The organism is Prolixibacteraceae bacterium, from assembly GCA_019856515.1.
In the GTDB taxonomy this organism is placed as follows: Bacteria; Bacteroidota; Bacteroidia; order Bacteroidales; family Prolixibacteraceae; genus Halosquirtibacter; species Halosquirtibacter xylanolyticus.
The window spans coordinates 975799-995978 of the sequence record CP082230.1 but is presented as its reverse complement, the minus strand read 5'-3'; the positions used below and the strand labels follow the sequence as shown (position 1 = coordinate 995978).

Below are 20180 nucleotides of genomic sequence, written 5' to 3'. Positions count from 1 at the left end.
GTTTATTTGTTTAATATAAAATTATGATTTAATTTCTCGTAAAATAGTTTTAGATTGTTGATAAAATAGGTAATACAAATGGGACACAATTTATTATATATTGCTTTAGGTGGTTCATTGGGAAGTATATGTCGATTTTTGATTGCGTATTTACTTCGGCGAGTAGATTTTTCATTTCCAGTGGGAACTATGATTGCTAATTTGTTAGGGTGTATTTTGATTGGTGTGTTTTATACATTAGTCAAAAATGATTATTTTCTTTCACAAGAAATAAGATATATTGGTATTATTGGATTTTGTGGAAGTTTTACAACTTTCTCATCCTTCGTTTATGAGAACTTAGTTTTAATTGAAAAAGGACAGTTGTTAACTTTTGCATTATACGCTAGCCTAAGTTTTATTTTAGGCTTAGCATGTATTATAATTGGAGTGAGGGCTTAAAAGTTCAAGATATGAGTAAAATTAGACGAGTGTTGATTGCTGTTGATGACAGTGTTCAATCTGCAAGGGCAGTGAAGAAAGGAGTAAAGATGGCTATACAATTAGATGCGGATGTTATATTGGTTTCTGTTGTTGATCAAGCAGATTCTATTGGTGATATTGATTCGGGAGTATTGCCTGAAGAGAGTAAGGTGATTCTGGAGAAAGAAGAACGCGGAGTGTTGAATAATTATATGAGATTATTTCCAGACTTAAATATTGCTACTGTTATTTTGCAAGGAGATCCTGAGAATGCGATTGTCAAATATGCTGAAGAGATGAAAGTTGATTTAATTGTTATCGGAGGACATCAAAAAAGTTTTATGGAAGGTCTATTTACCGTGAATATCCGAAAGTATATTTTTGAACATACACGAATCCCATTGTTAGTTGTACGAGAATAATTACTTAAATTATGTTTGATCGCTTGAGTATGCTTTTGATGTATATCTTGATATGGAGTGTGATCGTAGTGTGTGCTGTAATTTAATTTATTAGCTTTTAACTGCAAAAATGATGGTGTATACTTATATTATGTATTTTTATTGAAAATATGTTATTTCGGAATAAATCGTCATGTTTTATGATTAAGTATATCAAAGTGTTTTTGTTGATTTTATTGCTTCATTTTTATACTTCAGCTGAGGCGGATGAGCGGTTAAGAAAAGAACCACGTTTGGGATTAGTTTTAAGTGGAGGAGGAGCAAGAGGTTTAGCTCATATTGGAGTGCTAGAGGTTCTTGATAGTCTTGGAATACGTCCCGATTACATCACAGGAACAAGCATGGGTAGTATTGTTGGTGGACTCTATTCGATTGGGTATTCTGGTGCAGAATTGAGGAAAATTGTTACTTCTGTCTCGTGGGATAAAGTTTTATCAGATTATTATCCATTAAATAGTGTAGAGTTAAAGGAGAAAGAGGTGTTGGGAAGAACGATGTTCTCTTTCTCATTAAAACGACGTAAGTTTCAACTACCATCAGGGATTATTCAAGGTCAACATATTATACGAATGTTAGATAGTTTAGTCGCAAAACGAGAGGTGCCAGAAGATTTTAATGCCTTTCCAATACCTTTTCATGCGATAACCACAGACCTAACAACAGGTTCAACTTATATCTTTGATCACGGAAAACTTACGATGGCGATGAGGGCTTCGATGGCTATTCCATCTGCTTTTTCTCCTGTTAAATACAAGAGTCGAGTTCTAGTAGATGGTGGTGTAATTGATAATTTGCCGATTGCAGAAGTAAGACGAATGGGAGCTGATTTTGTGATTGCTGTAAATGTTGGATATTTAGATTATCCAGATGAAGAACAGTTGAATAGCTTGATTGGAGTGTTGAATAAAGTATCCACCCTTTATGGTCGTAATGAAACATTTCGTATAATGGATGAGGCTGATATTCTAATTCAACCTAATTTGAAGGAATATAGTATTATGAGCTTTAATAAAGCATCGGAAGTAATTTCTATAGGAAAAGATGATGCGCGTATGTATGTTAATGATTTGGACACTCTCCCTCATCATGCCTTAGTTAAAGAAAAAGTTGTGCATTCTCGGGTCGTTCAACGTATTATTTATGATGGTATTTCAAATGAAACTGCAGATGTATTTAATCATCGGTTAGATTTTACTCCGGGGCAAATTGTGGATGATGTAATTTTGTCTAAATGGAATAGTCAGTTAGTTGCAACTAATTTATTTCATTGGGTTCAGAGTAGTTTTGAAAATTCTTCCTCAGGGGTCGTTCTTCGATTTTCTTTCAATAAGAAAGAGTCACAGCAATTATCTTTTCGTTTGGCTTATCATAATAGCACAAAGCTTGAGATGGCTATTCAATATCAATATTTTGATTCAACTTTAGTAAATAGACGATTGTTGACAGTTTTAAACCTCTCCTCTACGCCCGATTTTTTAGGTGCATATGAATTGTATTTTGGTAGAAAAAAAGATATTGGTATAGAGTTTAGGTCATTGTTTGATAATCAACATATTCCCATTTATGAAGAGAATGATAAGTTAGGGACAATGTCTTTAGTGGATTTTAAGCAGTATCTAAGTTTAAACTATTATTTATCACAGAATGGACGTCTGCAATTATCCGCTATTGCTGATTTTGATCGTTCTAAGCCAAGAGATGGTCTTAGTTTACTGTTTGTAGATAAAATTAAACAGGTGTCTGTAATAGGACAATTACGATATACTTATAACGCTTTAGATCGTAGTTTTTTGCCTCAGAAAGGATGGTTTGTGGATGCAACATATAGTGTTAAGATTCCAACAAGTGTGACAAGTACTGTTAATTTTGATGATGTTGATTATGTGACAGATGATCGTTATGGGGTCTTTTCACAATGGAGTTGCTTGGTGGTTAAGCCAGTTACTTTTATAAAGAGATGGACTTTTACTGGAGAGTTTAGAATGGGGATTTCTCTAGATGAGATGAATCATCTAGATCGATATGTTTTAGGAGGGATACATAGTGAGGAGTTTACTCGTATTATACCTGTTGCAGGAGTTGGTTACGGGCAATATATTGCAAATTCATATTATAATTTTGGAGCGGGTTTACGCTATCGGATTGGTTCTGATTTTTTTGTGAGAGGGAAAGTAAGCTTGTTAACTACTAGTGATTCTGCACTAAAGGATTTTAGAAGTGATGATAATATGATTCCAGCAATTGATTTTGGATTGGGTTATCGTTCTGTGTTAGGAGATATCGCATTTAATTACGGGTACAATTTTGATGATTATCATAGTTATTGGAATATTTCATTTTATCCTTTCCGATAGTTTGTGTTGATCCTTAACCTTTGTTTAACTTTGTTGGTTTTGTCCCTCGTCAATTTCGTATATCTTTGCAAGCTTTTGTAAAAAATAATATATGGAATTGTTAGAACGTGGATCTAAGAATGTGAAAAATGACATTCTTTCAGGGTTGACTGTTGCATTAGCTTTAGTTCCGGAGGCTGTTGCCTTTGCTTTTGTTGCTGGTGTAGAACCTTTAGTTGGATTGTATGCTGCTTTTATGATTGGGTTGGTCACATCCATCTTAGGAGGGCGTCCTGGAATGATTTCAGGAGCTACTGGAGCCTTGGCTGTTGTTATGGTTTCTTTGGTTAGTGAAGGAAATCAGATGGGATTAGAATGGGCTACTCCTGTTGAAAATGCTGGATTGTATTATCTGTTTGCGACTGTTATTCTAATGGGGCTGATTCAGATTGTTTGTGGTGTTTTCAAATTGGGAAAATTTGTTCGTTTAATTCCTCACCCTGTGATGATGGGATTTGTAAATGGACTAGCAATTGTGATTTTTGTAGCTCAATTAGGAATGTTTACACAAGTTGTAGATGGACAACATGTTTGGCTTAAAGGATTTGATTTGTGGATGATGATAGGCCTTGTGTTGTCAACGATGGCAATTATCTATTTCTTGCCAAAACTTACCAAAAAGATTCCAGCAGGATTGGTTGCTATATTAGCTGTTTCTTTAGTGGCAATTTTTGGTGGCTTTGATGTGGCTACTGTTGGTAGCTTTGTGAGAGATAGTGGAGGATCTGGAATTAAAGGAGGATTGCCTATTCCGCAGATTGCAGTTCTCAAACAGTTACCTTTTAACATGGATACGTTCTACTTCATTCTTCCATATTCTGTTATTTTGGCAGCTATCGGTTTGATTGAATCTCTAATGACATTGAATCTGATTGATGAAATAACTGAAACTCGAGGGAATGCAAATAGAGAGTGTGTTGCACAAGGAACAGCTAATATTCTTACTGGTATTTTTGGTGGAATGGGAGGTTGTGCAATGATTGGTCAGTCTATTATAAATATTCAAAATGGTGGTAGAGGTCGATTGTCTGGAATTGTAGCAGCTTTGGCATTACTATCATTTATATTGTTTGGATCATCATACATTGAGATGGTGCCGATAGCGGCTCTTGTTGGTGTAATGTTTATGGTGGTGATTGGTACATTTGAATGGGCTACATTTAAAGTTATACATAAAATTCCTATGACGGATGCCATTGTTATTGTATTAGTAACGTCATTGACTGTTGTTTTTGATCTTGCTGTTGCTGTTGGTGCAGGTGTTGTTGTTTCAGCACTCGTGTTTGCATGGGAAAGTGCAAAACGTATTAGAGCTCGTAAGAGTGTAAGAGAGGATGGGACCAAAGTTTATGAAATATGGGGACCATTATTTTTTGGTTCGACATCTACGTTTATGCAGAAGTTCGATATTAGAAACGATCCTGAAAAAGTGGAAATCGACTTTATTGAGTCGAAAATTTCTGATCAATCAGCTGTAGAGGCAATATCTTCTTTGGTGTCTAAATACGAATCTTTAGGTAAACAAGTCGTATTGATGCATCTTAGTGAAGATTGTAAACGCTTGTTGATTAAGGCGGATGCTCATCTATCTTCGGTGATTGAGAATAATATTGATGACCCAAGATATTATGTTGTAACTGATATCATGGAGCAGGTTTAAATAGATATTTAAATCGTATTTAAAAGGTGATTATGTAATCTGCATAATCACCTTTTGATTTTTTATATATTGGAAAGTAGGTGTACTTTGTGACTATTAATTTGTAGACTTTTGTGATGTTTAAATCCATTTTTCTTGTAGAAGTTAATGTTTTCATCTATCGATGTTTCCAAAACGATAGGGCGTTTCTTGGGGAAGTAATCTGTGATTTCGTTTAGAAGTGATGTGCCAATACCATTGTGTTGATATTCTGTGGAAACACCGATGTACCATAAATGGAGGTGAGGGATCTTGGGGTGATGTTCATGTATGATTTTCTCTTTTTTTAGAACCTTTGGTAGTCTGCGTAACCCAATAACATTCCAGATTAATCTTACCTGGAGTTTTATTTGTATGAACCAGTGTATCTTTTTTTGTGAATCAATGACTATTGCGCAAGCTTTATGATCGTCAGAAATAAAGATATTTCCTTTATGGATACCAATATTAAAAGAGTAGTCGATTAGGTCTTTTATTCTTCTTTCTTTCTTACCTCGTTTTAGTACAAATAGTGTTGATGGGTTTTCAATAAAAGCTAAGCTTAGGATTTTTAAAATCAGCTTTCTGTCTTCTTTCGTTCCAAGTATCATGATCACCTTTGTTTGTGTTAGAAGCGGTTGTTATTTGTGTTGTGGGTTTCGAACTCGAGCAATTACTACGACTAATATTATGGTGAAAAGTATTGAGATATACCCAGCAGCTTTATAGTTTCCAAGAGTCGATTCAGAGATACTGAAAAGTAATGGTGCTATTGCGCTGAAAAATACGATCATAGACATGTTATATCCTGAGATTGCTCCAAGATGTTCCCTTCCAAAGAATCGAGGGTGTCCTACAGACATGACTGTGCTATAAGTTCCGTTTAAGATGCCTAGTCCAATAATTTCACCATAATATGGAATTGGACCAAGATCAAGGTAGGTGAAGCTGATAGCACATATGAAAGCTCCAACGACATATATATATAGTATTGATTTGATTCGGATATAGTCACTGATATAACTGCTAATAATGGATATGAATACAGAAATAATAGTTGCAGGAATGAAGGTTCTTAATGCTTCTGTAGTATTAAATCCGGCATGTTTATATATTGAGATAATATTAAAATTGAACCCTGAAACAAAAAACCCAAAGAAAGTTGTGGAAAGAGCGACTCCCCAGTATGCCGATGTTTTTTTTGCTTCTTCTAGGGTAAATTGTTTTCGTTCGTCTTTTGAAACTTTAAAATTTGCTGTTGGTTCTAATTTAAGTCCATCAGGAATAAGTCCAAATTTTTCAGGATTGTCTCTGTAAAAACATGTTGCAATAACAGCGAAAAAAAGAAGAGAAATGCCTAATACCCTATAAGCACCATTCCATTCAAACATTTCAATGTCCCAAGCAAAAATGAGTGGTGCTACCGAAAATCCGATACTTACAAATACAGCACTAATGGCATTTGCAAGTCCTCTCTTTTGATCAAACCATTTCATGATCATGGTTCTAGATACCATCGTCATCATGCCCTGTCCTGAGAATCGTAATGTTAGAAATATCAAAGACATGGTTGGAATAATGATGAAAAGTCTGTTTGTTCTTTGGAAATGAGAAGAGATGTAGTTTATGATATTGGGTGAATAGGAAATTATCACACAGGAGATGCTTAAGAGCAAACTGGCATATATAATTAGTAAACGTGCTCCCTTTTTATCAAATAGTTTTCCAATCTTTGTGAGAAATAGTGAGCTGCAGATTGTTCCGATCATATAAGCGGAAGTTAGGTTATTTCTGCTAATTTGTAGAGCATTTAAAAGATGATCTGTAAATACTGAAACACCTGATGTTTGTCCTGGAAGACTGAATAAGATTCCAAGTGTTCCAACGGCTACGATTATCCATCCATAGAAGAAAGGTGTTTTTTGTGGATTGATGGGAAAACGATCGAATCTATTCATTTGAGATAAGTGTTAATTTTGATAAGCTAAAGTAGGGTCTTTTCTCCCTAGAACGGTATTAAAGTATAATGAGGTATTCTCATTATGTATTATTAATACAAAGCTAGTGAATCGAAAGTTATTGCTTTTGATTCATGTTTAAACTTTTTATTGAATTAACTTTATTTAATTATAAAATGTTTCGATGTTTTGCTCTTTGTGTTATTGTTTAATGTCAATTGTTTTGTTTATTTAGCGAGTGGAATGCAACAACCCTCCTTGCTATAGATAAATATTGTGGTTGATTATTGAGGAGTTTTGTTGAAAATCTACATCATTGCATGTTGAAAATTATAATGATTTGAGTAACGAAGAATTTGAAGAGTTATTTAATGCGCATTTTCCCTCTTTACGCAATTATCTCTACTATCGTTGTGGAGATCCCGAAGTTGCTTCAGATATTGCACAAGAGTCTTTTATGAAGCTTTGGGAGAAGAAAGATAGATTAGAGCAGTCCAATACGGTAGGTTTGCTATATAAGATGTCCCTTGATTTATGGATTTCGAGAGTTAGACATGAAAAAGTGCAGAAGAAATATAGTGCTTTTGTTGAAGATGTCGAATATCGTACTCCAGAGGATATTGTTGAATATGAACGATTGTTAAGGGATTATGAGCAGGCCTTGGTGGATATGTCCGATAATCATAGGGAAGTGTTTCTTATGAGTAGGCATGACGCACTTAAGTATAGTGAGATTGCTGATCGATTAGGTATTAGTGTTAAAGCTGTAGAAAAGAGAATGAAAAATGCTTTGGCATTTTTGAGAAGTGCATTAGATTATGAGAAACGAAAATAAGAATAGATTACAACAGGAAGAGGAGTGTTTAGAACACGAATTTCCTGATATAAAGATATCCTATTCGGAAAGCCCTGAAGAAATCTGGCGGCGGATGTCGAAAGAGTTGCCGAAAAGAGAATTGGAAAAAACAAATAGCAAAACGATTCGTATGCCATGGTTTTACTGGGCTGCATCGATATTGATATTTGTAGGTGTAGGGTGGACTGCTATTGGTTATCAAAGTGAGTTCGTTGTTGACGAATTGACCCAATTGATTAAACTGCCTGATGGATCTACTGTCTTGGCTAAAAAAAACTCGGTTATTACTTATCGCCCTTTGGGTTGGTATCTTGAGCGTGAGGTTGACTTCGATGGAGAGGGTTTTTTTAAGGTCATGAAAGGAAGTCAATTTACTGTACAGTCTGATTTGGGTAAGACGCAGGTGCTTGGAACTTCTTTTAATGTGTTATCTTCTGATGGAACATTTGAAGTTGCTTGTTATACAGGAAAGGTTAAAGTGACTGCTAATGGTGATCATGAGGAAATTGTTTTATTGCTGCCTAAAGACTCAATGACAAAGCTTGGGAAAGAGAAGGTGAAGGTTCGTAAACAGAATAAGGAATTGTCGAGTAAACCATCTTGGGTGGATCAGAAGTTCTCTTTTCATCAAAGAAGTGTGTATTATATTTCGAAGCGTTTAGAAATAGAGTATGGCGTAAAAATTACCGTTCCTGTTGGGTTGGAGTTAAAGAGTACTATAATTTTTGATCGTCCAAATACAATTTATAATGCACTAAATTTGGTTTGTAAGCCTCTTGGTCTTTCTTTTGTAGAAGAAAAAGAAGATTATTTTGTTCTTACAAAACAATAAATGAATTTTAGTAGAAAAACAATATTTTATTTTAGTCTATTGTGGATAGCCCTTGTGATAGGGCACGGGGAGCTTAGCGCTCAGGAGATACCAAAGAAGCTTGGGGATTATGTTATGTATGTGTCCCATACAAAAGGAATTCAAGTATCTTTGGACGTTGATGCATTAAACCGTTTTACATTGTCACATGATCCTGATGGAAAAACGGTGGATGAGATTTTATATTCAGCCATAAGTGGGACCTCTATTTGTGTCGATAAGATGTCAAATGTATATGTCTTCTATCCGTGTCCAGTCAAGAAGTCAAAGCCAGAGAAGCAGGTGGTACTTCAAAAGGTTAAGCCTATAAAGAGTGTTATCTCTAATAAAGAAGTTGCTTGGCAGTTGAAAAAAAGTCAATTTGTCGCGTTGAATCGAATGAACACATTGGGTTTTCAGACAAGAGAAGGTGAATGGTTATGGAATAGCTCAAATGCCTTTCTTGCAACAGTGTCAGATAGTTTGTGCTTTTCATATAACGATCTTTCTGATTCTCTACATTTACAAAAGATTGTGAATGACACTGTGCCTCATTTAATATGGGCTTATCTGTTAGATAACTCTCGAGATAATCATAGGCAGAAAGAGATTTCTAGATCATTAAATGGGGTTAATGAAAATCATTTTGATCCTATTGATTCTGATGTATGGACAAGCCCTTTGCAAAATGGTGAGAAGTTATTGTTTGATAAAAAAAGTATTGGAGGAGGACAAGGGCCTTATGTGACTCTTCGGAATGATGTGTTGTATGATACCGAGTCGTGGATTTTAAGATCAAATGTACGGGGGTTTCAAGTTGGTAATATTGATTCGTGGTTTCAGTGGAGTTCTAAAAAAGATTCTATAGATCAGTTGTATTTAGTTGCCTCGTTGCACCGAATGCCTTCTTCTTCTCATTCAACAAAAGATGAAAAAGGGATTGTTTTACTTCGTGCAGGGGATGAATACCTTGGGAGTCTTGCTGCGAGGTATGAACATCTAGTAGATAATAAGATGTTGTATGTGGATTTTAAAGGTTCTCTTGCGAATAATAGTTTGTCACAAAAAAATGAAGCATTAGATCAAAACATTGAATTATGTCGTCGTAGATGGTTTGTCGATTTTATGGTTGGGTATCAGTTTTATTTTAATAAAAACCATTCATTAGATATTTCACTTCAAGAAAAATATTTTAATGATAATCATTTGCAGGATAAGAATGATTTCTTGCCTGAGTATCAATTGCAAAATGGACTTTCTTCAACGAATGTGTCAGTTTCTGTAAACTATCCTGTTCGAAAAAGGCATATGTTTTCTGTAGGAATTGATAATGAATTTTTAGCTCCTAAGAGTACTGGGATTGATTATTTAAGAGAAGCTAATTCGGCTTTGATTAGTTCTGTTTATTTCAATGATCAATTTCGTGTATCGACGAAATTGATGTTAAGAGGAGATATTGGTTGGAAGTATTTTAATAATATATATAAGTCATCACTGTATTATAACTTATATATGCAAATTGATCTCAAGGAAGAGTCTTTCTTGGGAATTCGTGCAACAAGGCGTGTTAGTTCGGCTTATACTACGAGGTTGTTCTATTCAAGTACAGGTATGTTTGAAACGTCAATGGTTTATCAAGAAGGTGATCCTTTACAAACCACAAATAGTTATTTTGTTGGATTGAATCGTCTAGATATGGGGTATTTGTATCTAGATATGTCTGCAGGGATGGATCTCAATAATAATGTTAGTTATTTGGGGCAAAGCTCTTTTTATACAGATGAAGTTGTCTCTTCCGCAATGTTACGTTTATATAAGTCTATTTCAGATGTGCAGTTTGGTGTAAATTATGGCTTGAAGAGTTATAAAACAAAAGAAACACATAAAGATTTTGCATACTTGGATGGTGTTTCTCATGTTCTAGGTGCGGATGTAAGTGTCGAGGATAAACGATGGTATTTAGGGGCTAATGCGATGTTGTATATCGGAGACCCTTGGGAGTTGCCTTATATGCAATCTAATGCATATCAGGACTATTGGGTTAATTTTGATTTTAATATTCATTATAAGTGTAAAGTGATGGGATATGATTCAAAAATTAAAGGTTTTGTTAATTATCAAGGTAACCGCTCTAATTTGAAGAGTATGAATGTCGTTTTTAATATTGGAGATAGTAATTCTGACATTGGGCTGGTTCAGCCATCTTATTATGTTGGTGCTGCTGTAGAGATTGTTTTGTCGAATTAATTTAAATAATAGATTCCTCTAAAATAAAATATTGATTTGCTTCGTTAGACTTGTATATTACTGTTTAGTTTACATTTTTAATACCTTATCGGATGAATAAAAGGAGATGGGAAGAGTTGGAGAAGGAAAAACCGTTCCCTGAACTTAGATCAGTGCACTTAAAAGATCCTAATTGGACAAAAATTGATCGTTGGCTCAATTCTTTGAATGAAAGTGAATTGATGTCTCCATCAGAGTTCTCAAAAAGACGTATGCGTCAGTTGGTCTATAGTAAATGGGATGTCGTATGAAAAATAAATCAATAGATTAAGTAATAAGTTTTCATTTTAACAATAGTATTTAATATATTTGTGGTGTGATTGTGACTCTATCGCGGGAACATTTCGTTCACGAGGAAAGTCCGGGCAACAAAGAGCAACATGCTTCTTAACGGGAAGATGGGTGTGAACTTATAGTAGCGTAACAGAGAATAACCGCTCTTCGGAGTAAGGGTGAAAAGGTGAGGTAAGAGCTCACCGGTGTCTGTGGCAACATGGATAGCCGTACGCCTCATGTGTTGTAAGGCCAAATATATCTCGAACTTTGATTAGTACAAGGCTGCTCGCTTTGGAGAAATGATAAGTTTCTATCGAGAGGGGTAGGCTGCTTGAGTTTATTGGTGACAATAAATCTAGATAAATGATAGAGGCTCTTTAGGGAGTACAGAACTCGGCTTATACACAGTCACATTCTTTAAAATAAAGAGTTATACCCAAGGGTGTGGCTCTTTATTGTTATTTGTAAACCAATAAAAAAATATAATGGCAATATTTGGAACATTAGAAGAGGTTGCTTCACAAATTCCAGCACAAGAGTTGTTGGTGAAAGGAATTGAGTTCTTGGAAACTGCTGATCTAGAATCTCTTTTTGATAATGTGGAAGATGGAAAGGCTTATAAGCATGAGATTGAAGGTGACGAGTTGTTTGCTTCGTTCCAACAGTATAATACAAAGCAACCAGAAACACCTAAGTTTGAAGGTCACAAAAAATATATTGATATTCAATTTATTTTTGATGGCGAAGAGTATATCTTGAATGGGTCAATTAAAAATATTACGACTTCTGCTGAGTATAATGAGACTAAAGATGTATATTTCCCAAAACTAGAAGAGTATACTGCAATTAAGGTGAAAAAAGGTGATGCAGCAGTTTTATTCCCATGTGATATTCATGCTCCATGTCAAACTATTGGTGATACTCCTGTGTTTATCCGTAAGATCGTATTGAAAGTTGCAGTTGCATAATTATTAAGCTGTCAATTCGTTCAAAAAGCTTTATATCTTTCTTAGATATGAAGCTTTTTTTTGTAAAATAATTTAGAATTATTCCATTAGGAAAGTTTCCTTTTGCTGTTTATAATAATACTACTTTTGTGTGTTATTGAGTGAAAACGTGGTCTGTATCTTGTGATATTAGACCATAATTAACGAAAGAGAATAATGAATAAGATTATAGGCAAAGAGTATTTTTCGGAAAAAGTGGTTGCCTTTGAGATAGAGGCTCCATTGATAGCTAAGTCCCGAAAAGCTGGTAACTTTATTATCTTACGCGTTGGTGATAAAGGGGAACGTGTTCCTCTTACGATTGCTGGTGCTGATGAAAAGAGAGGAACCATTCGTATTGTAGCACAGATCGTAGGTGCGAGTTCTAAGAAATTGGCAGCACTAAATGTAGGAGACTATATCACTGATTTAGTAGGCCCTTTAGGACGTCCTACTGATATTCATAATGTGGGTACTATTCTTGCTTGTGGTGGTGGTGTTGGTGTAGCACCTCTTTTGCCTATTGTAGAAGCTTTTAAGAAAGCTGGTAACCGCGTTGTATCTGTAATTGCTGCTCGTTCTGAAGAATTAATTATTCTGAAAGAAGAGATGGAAAAATGGTCTGATGAGCTTATTATCATGACTGATGATGGATCTCTAGGACGTAAAGGTCTTATTACAGAAGGGATGAAAGAAGTTCTTGAGCGTGAGAACGTAGATGAAGCTATTGTAATAGGTCCTGCTATTATGATGAAATTTGCTGCGCAATTGACAAAAGAGTATGACGTACCAACTCAAGCTAGTTTAAATGCAATGATGGTAGATGGAACAGGTATGTGTGGGGCTTGTCGTGTAACCGTAGGTGGAAAAACAAAGTTCACTTGTGTTGATGGACCTGAATTTGATGCACATCAAGTCGATTTTGATGAGATGATGATTCGTCTTAAGAGTTATGTCAATGAAGAGAAAGTTCTAAATGATTAACAATCCCAATAATTGTAATTGAAACTTATGTTGCCAGATAGATCTGAAGCTTGGAGAGAAGAGCTAAGAAAAAAAAACAAGAATAAGGATAGGATTGCTCTAGAAAGAGTAGGGATGCCAGAGGTTGATGCCCAAGAGCGTATCAAACACCAAGATGTTGAAGTAAACTGTGGGTTGTCATCTGAAGATGCTCAACATGAAGCTATTCGATGTATGGATTGTGCAAATCCTACATGTATTTCTGGATGTCCTGTTGGGATTAATATTCCAAAATTTATCAAAGAAATTGAATTGGGAGAGTTTGTTAAAGCTGCTTCTACACTAAAAGATAAGAGTGCTCTGCCTGCTGTTTGTGGCCGTGTATGCCCTCAGGAAAAGCAATGTGAAGCACAATGTTTCTATACTCAAAAATTGAAGAAACCTGCAGTTGCGATTGGTTATCTTGAACGTTTTGCTGCTGATTATGCTCGAGAGAACGATAAGAATCCTCAAATACCAAATATCTCTAAGAATGGCAAGAAGATCGCTGCTGTAGGTTCAGGCCCTGCTTCTCTTTCATTTGCAGGTGATATGATAAAAAAAGGGTATGACGTAACTGTGTTTGAAGCATTACATGAAATCGGTGGTGTTTTAAAATATGGTATCCCTGAATTTCGTCTGCCTAATGATATCGTTGAATTTGAAATTGATAATCTTAGAAAGATGGGTGTGAAGTTTGAAACAAACTTTGTTGTGGGACGTACTGCATCCTTTGAAGATTTAAAAGAGCAAGGTTACGAAGCTTTCTTTGTAGGTAGTGGTGCTGGTCTTCCTCGTTTTATGGGAATTCTAGGTGAGAACTTAAACGGAGTATTCTCCGCAAATGAGTATCTGACTCGAGTGAATTTAATGGAGGCCTATCAGTCTGAATCAGAAACACCTGTATTGAAAGGGAAGCGTGTCGCAATTATTGGAGGTGGAAATACTGCAATGGATTCAGTACGAACTGCTCGTCGTTTAGGTGCTGAAAAAGCTATGATTGTTTATCGTCGTTCTATGGATGAGATTCCTGCACGTGTAGAAGAGGTAAACCACGCCATTGAAGAAGGTGTTGAATTTAAATGTTTGCATAATCCAGTATCTTATCAGGGAGATGAGAATGGTCGAATAAAATCGATGAAGCTTCAAGTAATGGAGCTAGGTGAAGCTGATGCATCAGGGCGTCGTAGACCAATTCCTGTGGAAGGTAAATTTATTGAAGAGCCAGTAGATTTGGTAATTGTATCTGTGGGTGTTTCTCCAAATCCATTGATTCCATCGTGTTTACCATCAATCAGAACATCTGAATGGGGGACAGTTTTGGTCAATGAAGACAACATGCAATCAGATGATGTAGATGTATTTGCTGGAGGAGATATTGTTCGTGGAGGAGCGACTGTAATCCTTGCTATGGGAGATGGAAGAAAAGCCGCCGAGTCAATGGATGATTTCTTAACAAAATAGTTTTGTTGGTGTAATATTAAAAACTATTTTGTGCTGAGAAAGGTTGTATATAATATATACAACCTTTCTTTATTCAATAAACTTGATAGTCAATGAGGAATCTATATGTTATATTAAGTACATTGTTGTTTGTGGGAGTATTAACTTCTTCAATACAGGTTAAAGCACAGCAAATACCATATTCTAAGTGGAAAAAAATTTTTTCTGTTAATTCAGTCCCTTCGATAAATACCTATGTACTACCATCTCAGGATAATAGTGCATTGAAACAAAAGTATCCTCAAACAAGAAATAAAAGACTTCAAGTAGCTTCTCCAATCTTTGTGGAATGGGATTTTATACAGAAAGCATCCAGGTTAGAATTTGATGATAAATCCACGGCTTATCTTTTGAGAGTTTTGTCAAAAGATGCCTACTTTTTGAGTATGAATTTCAGTAAGATGTTCATTCCCTCAGGGATGAAACTATACGTTTATGGTTCGCAAACAAAGCAATATCTTCCGATACAATCAGGAATGGAGAATGTTTTGGGGGGATATCAGACGAATATTTATGATGGAGATACATTATTTATAGAGTTAAATATACCTCAAGATGTCAAGACTCAAGCCAATCTTCAGGTTTCATGCTTTAATCATGGTTTTAGACTTTTTGGACAACGGACGCGTAATCAAAGGCAGAGAAAAGGTTTTGGCGACTCTGGTTCCTGTGAATTAGATATTAACTGTTCAACAAATACCGAATACCTAATGTTAAAAAGAAGTGTGTGTCGATTAATTATTAGCGGCAGATATCTTTGTACAGGAACACTGATGAATAGTAATAGGGCTGATAAACCGCCTTATGTGTTAACTGCAAACCATTGTATAGGTTCTGAGGAGGAAGCTGCAACTACTCACTTTCATTTCAATTATGAGTCTTTTCCATGTGACGGACTAGAGGGCAATCAGAGTCAAATAGTGAATGGGTCTGTGTTAAGAGCAACTGCTGTTGACCTAGATTTTACCTTAGTAGAAATGAATGAATCACCTGCCCTAGAATATAATCCATACTATGCTGGATGGGATGTTAGTGGTGAAGTAACTGAGGAGGTTTATGGTATTCATCATCCTGAAGGCGATGTGAAGAAATATTCTGTAAGTAATGCTATCCCTGAACTTGCAAGCTATGGTGAAGAGCTTGTTCCCAATAGTTCTTTGTGGATAAAGAGATGGGACCAGGGGGTAACAGAGGGTGGATCTTCAGGTTCTGCATTGTTTGATAATGGCAAAGTTGTTGGATCATTAATCGGAGGTATTGCAAGTTGTATTAATCCAAGAAATGATTTTTATTCAAGCTTAAGTTATATTTGGGATTACCACCATCAGCAATCTATGCAAATTAAATATTGGTTGTCAAATAACTATGGTGTCTTATCTATGGCTGGTTATGATCCGCAGGATGGGATGCCCACTAAATATGAGACTCAAACAAATGTAACTTCAGATGCTAGTTTTTCAGGGTTAATTCCTGATGATATCATATTTGATGCTGTCGCCGAACGATTTCAAAGAGATAGAGGGGGATCTCTAACACAAGTGTCAATTGCTATGTATCATGGAGAGTTATGGACTAGCTACATGGATAAGACATTAACTATTGCTGTTTACGGTGCTCATCCCAATGATGGAGGCCTTTCATCTCTGATCCAGAGTTATAGTACTTCAACAAATATATTTAAACGTCAGAATAAGGTTTTTTTATCTTTACCAGAGCCATTACAAGTTGGAAAGGATCACTACATTGTACTTAGTTTAAATGATGGACCTTGGACGGATGATTTCATCCCATATCATAGTCTTAATGAGAAAGATGTTTCTAATACTGCCTATTTTATAATTGATGAAGAAATGAATCCAATGAATTCATATCCAATAAATCAGTCTGCTTCTTTTTTTATTGGAGAAGTAATCGAAAAAGATGTTCCTACTACAATCGCAGGAAATAAGATTGGTCAAGATAAGGTGTTGTTGTATGCAAAACCCAATCTAGGTGCTAATAAGTATTTTCTTTATACAGGGGAGCCAATGAAAGATATTGTGTTAACTGTTTATGATATTAATGGTCAATTGGTCTCCACACAAAGTGTTGATGTTCTTGTGGATGGAGCTGATGTTGATATTGATAATTTAGATGTTGGTGTTTATTTCTATACGTTTTATCACAATGCAAAGCAGTTCAAAGGTAAATTTAGATCTAATCAATAATGATTGTTTCGATGAAAGCTATTACATTTGGTTTGTCTATTTAATGTAAAAAAGAAAACCATGAATCGAATTCTTTTAATTCTTTCATTTATAATTGTTCTTGTTGGGTGTAATGAGAGAAAGAATAATACAGATAAAATAAGTTTCGAAAGCGGCGCAAATAAATATGCGAAAGGATTTACTATAGATAGTAGCACTTTAGTCGTGACTTCTCCTTGGCAAGATGCAGAGGGGTTTAATCTTAAATATACGATTCTTGATAATAGTGATTCTACGATGAAAAGTGCAAGTGCTTTTCGTTTGCCAACAAAAATTAATCGAATTATTTCTTTTTCGACAACCCACTTGGCATTTCTTAAAGCATTAGGTGAAGAAGAGAAGATTGTTGGGATATCAGGGACACAATATGTAAATGATTCCACTACGGCAGCTAGGATTCAAAGAGGAGAGATTCAAGAGATTGGTTATGATAATTCATTAAATGAAGAACTTATTATTTCGTTAAAGCCAGATGTTATCTTTGCATATGGTGTTGGTAGTGAGGTGATGGAGCTGTATGATCGTTTTAAGAAATTTAATATTCCAGTCGTAGTTATCGGGGAATATAATGAATTACACCCTTTAGGTAAGTTAGAGTGGATAAAGGTTTTCGGTTTACTTCTTGATAAGTCTAAATTATCCAATACTATTTTTGAAGAAAAATGTAAAGAATACATTAAGGGTGTTAATTTAGTCAAAGAGAGTAGTCAAACCTTACCTGAAGTGATGACAGGATTTCCATATAAAGATGCATGGTGGGTTGCAGGGGATAAAACAACTCTAGCCCAATTTATACGTGATGCTGGTGGAGATTATATTTGGAGTGATCGAGATGAAAACAAAGCTTCTCCAGTATCGTTTGAAGAGGTTTATGTAAGATCCCAAAAAGCACAATTCTGGATTGACTGTGGTATGATGAGTAGTATACAGCAAATTCTTGATACTGACCCTCGATTTAAATCATTCCGTCCTCTCAAAGAAGATCATATTTTCAATAATAATCTTCGTACAGGAGCTTCTGGTGGAAATGATTATTGGGAAAGTGGGGTAATGAATCCAGATAAAGTACTAAATGATCTGATTGCAATATTTCATCCGACCCTATTGCCTAATCATGAATTCTATTATTATAAGAAATTAAAATAAGTGTCTTGAGATCAAATCGTATATATATAGTCTTCTTTATTTTATCTGCAATATTATTAGTAGGACTCCTATTGGTTGACCTTTATATTGGAAATGCCAAAATCTCATGGATGGAGTTATGGGATATCATATTACTACGCTCCACAGCGAATGAAATGAATAGTACCATTGTTTGGGATATTCGTATACCTCGCCTATGGACTGCATGTATTGTTGGAGCCACACTTTCTGTTGCAGGATTACAAATGCAGACTATTTTTCGTAATCCTTTAGCAGGCCCTTACATACTAGGTGTTAGCTCTGGTGCAAGCCTCGGTGTAGCTATTCTAGTGTTGGGTGTGGGAAGCTCATGGTATCATTTTGTTGGAAGTGGAATCGGAAGTTGGTCTATTGCAGCTGCAGCATGGATAGGAGCTGGTATCGTTTTAGCATTTGTTCTCTATGTTTCTTCTAGAGTACGAGGAGTAATGACTGTGTTAGTTCTAGGGATACTATTCTCAGGGGTCGCTACCTCTATTGTGAATTTGCTACAATATTTTGGTAGTAAGGCTGCATTAAAATCATTTGTAGTATGGACAATGGGTAGTATCGGTGCAGCTACAAGTTCACAATTAATTGTTATGAGTATGGTGTCACTATTGGGGGTTGCGATCTCCTTTGTCATGAGTAAGCGCTTAGATGCTTTTATGCTAGGGGAACGATATGCTCTGAGTTTAGGAGTACACCTTAAATGGACACGAGCGCTGATATTTCTCTCTACTACAATGATTGCTGGAACCGTTACAGCATTTTGTGGTCCAATAGGATTTATCGGAGTGGCGATACCTCATATTTCAAGGATGATTCTTTCTTCTGCAAGCCATAAATTCCTAATTCCTGCATCCATGATTCTTGGGGCCATATTCCTAGTCTTAGGTGATATTATTTCTCAAGTACCAGGCTACTCATTAGTGTTGCCAATTAATTCAGTAATGTCACTCTTAGGAATTCCGATTGTTGTATGGGTAATATTAAACAAAAGGGTAATAAACTAATATGAAATAGAGGTAAAATGAAGTTAAAGATAAAAAACGCTTCTATTGGTTATATTGATAATGGAAAAGTCAATACGGTCAAAAATAATATCAATCTTCAGGCTAGCAATGGTGATATTATTGCACTCCTTGGCGGAAATGGTATTGGAAAAAGTACCTTGTTACGTTCGATCATTGGTATACAGCCTTTGTTGGATGGAGATATTTTATATGACAATAAGAATATTAAGAACTACTCTAAGCAATCTTGGTCAAGAAAGATAAGCTATGTTTCTACAGAGCAGGTTTTTGTGCCTAATATGACCGTATATGATATTGTCTCTCTCGGACGTTTTCCATATACAGGTTGGCTCGGTCGATTAAAAGCAGAGGATACTCGTATGGTTAAAGATGCTATGAATAAGGTCGGAGTACTTCAGTTTCGAGAAAGAGAGGTCTCTACACTTAGTGATGGTGAAAAACAACGAGTAATGATTGCTAGGGCTTTGGCCCAAGATACTGAGATCGTTATTTTAGATGAGCCAACAGCTTTCTTAGATCTTCCAAATAAATATGAGATAATCTATCTTCTAAAGCATTTAGCAAGAACTATGGGTAAGATTATCATCTTTTCAACTCATGATTTTAATATTGCTTCTCACGAAGTTGATAAGCTATGGCTTGTAACCAAAGAACTTTGTGTTGAAGGGGCGCCAGAGGATATGATGTTAAATAAAACAGTCGAATCTCTTTTTCAGAGTGATAAAATAGAGTTTGATTTGAAAAAAGGAGATTTCGTTTCCATTCATACTCCTAAATTATGGGTCAATTTGCCTCAATGGTTATCAAATACAAGTTTCATGGTAATAGAAAAGGCATTAAGTCGAATTCATGTTGCTATTACAAGTGAGGCTACTCTTCTATCTATTGATTATGATAATGGAAAGTGGTTGTTGACTGATCAAGATCGTGATATTGTAGCATCTTATGAAAGCATTTATCTATTATGTAGAGCTTTAAATGAATATCTAAATTTAATGCAATAAGAGTTCATAAAATACAAC

General features: G+C 35.5%; 17 protein-coding genes and 1 other RNA gene. 16 read left to right on the top strand and 2 right to left on the bottom strand.

Annotated features, from left to right (window positions below; all coding sequences use genetic code 11):
* The first annotated feature begins 78 nt into the window (after positions 1-78).
* From crcB to K5X82_03460, 4 genes are all read left to right on the top strand, one after another.
* Positions 79-441, top strand: a complete 363-nt coding sequence (gene crcB, locus K5X82_03475; protein QZT37968.1) for a fluoride efflux transporter CrcB — start codon at positions 79-81, stop codon at positions 439-441.
* 11 nt (positions 442-452) lie between these two features.
* Positions 453-884: a universal stress protein gene (locus tag K5X82_03470; GenBank protein ID QZT37967.1), complete on the top strand. Its 432-nt coding sequence runs from the start codon at positions 453-455 to the stop codon at positions 882-884.
* Positions 885-1063: 179 nt separating this feature from the next.
* Complete coding sequence (locus K5X82_03465) at positions 1064-3277, top strand: patatin-like phospholipase family protein (protein QZT37966.1); 2214 nt, start codon at positions 1064-1066, stop codon at positions 3275-3277.
* Positions 3278-3368: 91 nt separating this feature from the next.
* Positions 3369-4976, top strand: coding sequence for a SulP family inorganic anion transporter (locus K5X82_03460; GenBank protein ID QZT37965.1), 1608 nt, complete (start codon positions 3369-3371; stop codon positions 4974-4976).
* A gap of 62 nt (positions 4977-5038) precedes the next feature.
* Here K5X82_03460 and K5X82_03455 read toward each other — a convergent pair whose 3' ends face one another.
* Positions 5039-5605, bottom strand: a complete 567-nt coding sequence (locus K5X82_03455) for a GNAT family N-acetyltransferase (GenBank protein QZT37964.1) — start codon at positions 5603-5605, stop codon at positions 5039-5041.
* Positions 5606-5635: 30 nt separating this feature from the next.
* Positions 5636-6952, bottom strand: coding sequence for an MFS transporter (locus K5X82_03450; GenBank protein QZT37963.1), 1317 nt, complete (start codon positions 6950-6952; stop codon positions 5636-5638).
* 316 nt (positions 6953-7268) lie between these two features.
* On the opposite strand from K5X82_03450, the gene K5X82_03445 reads away from it, so the two are divergent.
* The 12 genes from K5X82_03445 to K5X82_03390 all read left to right on the top strand — a co-directional run bounded on the left by K5X82_03445 (position 7269) and on the right by K5X82_03390 (position 20162).
* Positions 7269-7787, top strand: a complete 519-nt coding sequence (locus K5X82_03445; protein ID QZT37962.1) for a sigma-70 family RNA polymerase sigma factor — start codon at positions 7269-7271, stop codon at positions 7785-7787.
* Positions 7771-8640 (top strand): FecR family protein, encoded by an 870-nt coding sequence (locus K5X82_03440; GenBank protein QZT37961.1) that lies wholly within the window; start codon positions 7771-7773, stop codon positions 8638-8640. The genes K5X82_03445 and K5X82_03440 overlap by 17 nt, the downstream gene beginning before the upstream one ends.
* On the top strand, positions 8641-10905 hold the full coding sequence (locus tag K5X82_03435) for a hypothetical protein (GenBank protein ID QZT37960.1): 2265 nt from the start codon (positions 8641-8643) through the stop codon (positions 10903-10905).
* A gap of 92 nt (positions 10906-10997) precedes the next feature.
* Positions 10998-11195: a hypothetical protein gene (locus K5X82_03430; GenBank protein QZT37959.1), complete on the top strand. Its 198-nt coding sequence runs from the start codon at positions 10998-11000 to the stop codon at positions 11193-11195.
* Between the two features lie 64 nt (positions 11196-11259).
* An RNA gene (gene rnpB / locus K5X82_03425) (RNase P RNA component class A) lies at positions 11260-11637 on the top strand.
* A 68-nt stretch (positions 11638-11705) separates the two neighbouring features.
* Entirely contained in the window at positions 11706-12188 is a 483-nt protein-coding gene (locus K5X82_03420; GenBank protein QZT37958.1) for a YhcH/YjgK/YiaL family protein, read from the top strand.
* A gap of 195 nt (positions 12189-12383) precedes the next feature.
* Positions 12384-13190: a sulfide/dihydroorotate dehydrogenase-like FAD/NAD-binding protein gene (locus tag K5X82_03415; GenBank protein ID QZT37957.1), complete on the top strand. Its 807-nt coding sequence runs from the start codon at positions 12384-12386 to the stop codon at positions 13188-13190.
* Between the two features lie 27 nt (positions 13191-13217).
* A complete protein-coding gene (gene gltA, locus K5X82_03410) occupies positions 13218-14672 on the top strand; it encodes an NADPH-dependent glutamate synthase (GenBank protein QZT37956.1) in 1455 nt (484 codons plus the stop codon).
* A gap of 92 nt (positions 14673-14764) precedes the next feature.
* On the top strand, positions 14765-16918 hold the full coding sequence (locus K5X82_03405) for a trypsin-like peptidase domain-containing protein (GenBank protein QZT37955.1): 2154 nt from the start codon (positions 14765-14767) through the stop codon (positions 16916-16918).
* A gap of 60 nt (positions 16919-16978) precedes the next feature.
* The gene (locus tag K5X82_03400; GenBank protein ID QZT37954.1) at positions 16979-18103 is read left to right on the top strand and encodes an ABC transporter substrate-binding protein; all 1125 of its coding nucleotides are present in this window, start codon (positions 16979-16981) and stop codon (positions 18101-18103) included.
* Between the two features lie 5 nt (positions 18104-18108).
* Entirely contained in the window at positions 18109-19137 is a 1029-nt protein-coding gene (locus K5X82_03395; protein QZT37953.1) for an iron ABC transporter permease, read from the top strand.
* Between the two features lie 17 nt (positions 19138-19154).
* Positions 19155-20162 (top strand): ABC transporter ATP-binding protein, encoded by a 1008-nt coding sequence (locus K5X82_03390; GenBank protein ID QZT37952.1) that lies wholly within the window; start codon positions 19155-19157, stop codon positions 20160-20162.
* The last annotated feature ends 18 nt before the right edge of the window (positions 20163-20180 follow it).

What these genes read in the sequence shown, in the direction of transcription:
- K5X82_03420 (QZT37958.1), top strand. Translation starts at nt 11,706, where the DNA reads ATGGCAATATTTGGAACATTAGAAGAGGTTGCTTCACAAATTCCAGCA.
- K5X82_03405 (QZT37955.1), top strand. Translation starts at nt 14,765, where the DNA reads ATGAGGAATCTATATGTTATATTAAGTACATTGTTGTTTGTGGGAGTA.
- crcB (QZT37968.1), top strand. Translation starts at nt 79, where the DNA reads ATGGGACACAATTTATTATATATTGCTTTAGGTGGTTCATTGGGAAGT.
- K5X82_03415 (QZT37957.1), top strand. Translation starts at nt 12,384, where the DNA reads ATGAATAAGATTATAGGCAAAGAGTATTTTTCGGAAAAAGTGGTTGCC.
- K5X82_03450 (QZT37963.1), bottom strand. Translation starts at nt 6,952, where the DNA reads ATGAATAGATTCGATCGTTTTCCCATCAATCCACAAAAAACACCTTTC.
- K5X82_03390 (QZT37952.1), top strand. Translation starts at nt 19,155, where the DNA reads ATGAAGTTAAAGATAAAAAACGCTTCTATTGGTTATATTGATAATGGA.
- K5X82_03435 (QZT37960.1), top strand. Translation starts at nt 8,641, where the DNA reads ATGAATTTTAGTAGAAAAACAATATTTTATTTTAGTCTATTGTGGATA.
- K5X82_03455 (QZT37964.1), bottom strand. Translation starts at nt 5,605, where the DNA reads ATGATACTTGGAACGAAAGAAGACAGAAAGCTGATTTTAAAAATCCTA.
- K5X82_03470 (QZT37967.1), top strand. Translation starts at nt 453, where the DNA reads ATGAGTAAAATTAGACGAGTGTTGATTGCTGTTGATGACAGTGTTCAA.
- K5X82_03430 (QZT37959.1), top strand. Translation starts at nt 10,998, where the DNA reads ATGAATAAAAGGAGATGGGAAGAGTTGGAGAAGGAAAAACCGTTCCCT.
- K5X82_03465 (QZT37966.1), top strand. Translation starts at nt 1,064, where the DNA reads ATGATTAAGTATATCAAAGTGTTTTTGTTGATTTTATTGCTTCATTTT.
- K5X82_03440 (QZT37961.1), top strand. Translation starts at nt 7,771, where the DNA reads ATGAGAAACGAAAATAAGAATAGATTACAACAGGAAGAGGAGTGTTTA.
- K5X82_03460 (QZT37965.1), top strand. Translation starts at nt 3,369, where the DNA reads ATGGAATTGTTAGAACGTGGATCTAAGAATGTGAAAAATGACATTCTT.
- gltA (QZT37956.1), top strand. Translation starts at nt 13,218, where the DNA reads ATGTTGCCAGATAGATCTGAAGCTTGGAGAGAAGAGCTAAGAAAAAAA.
- K5X82_03400 (QZT37954.1), top strand. Translation starts at nt 16,979, where the DNA reads ATGAATCGAATTCTTTTAATTCTTTCATTTATAATTGTTCTTGTTGGG.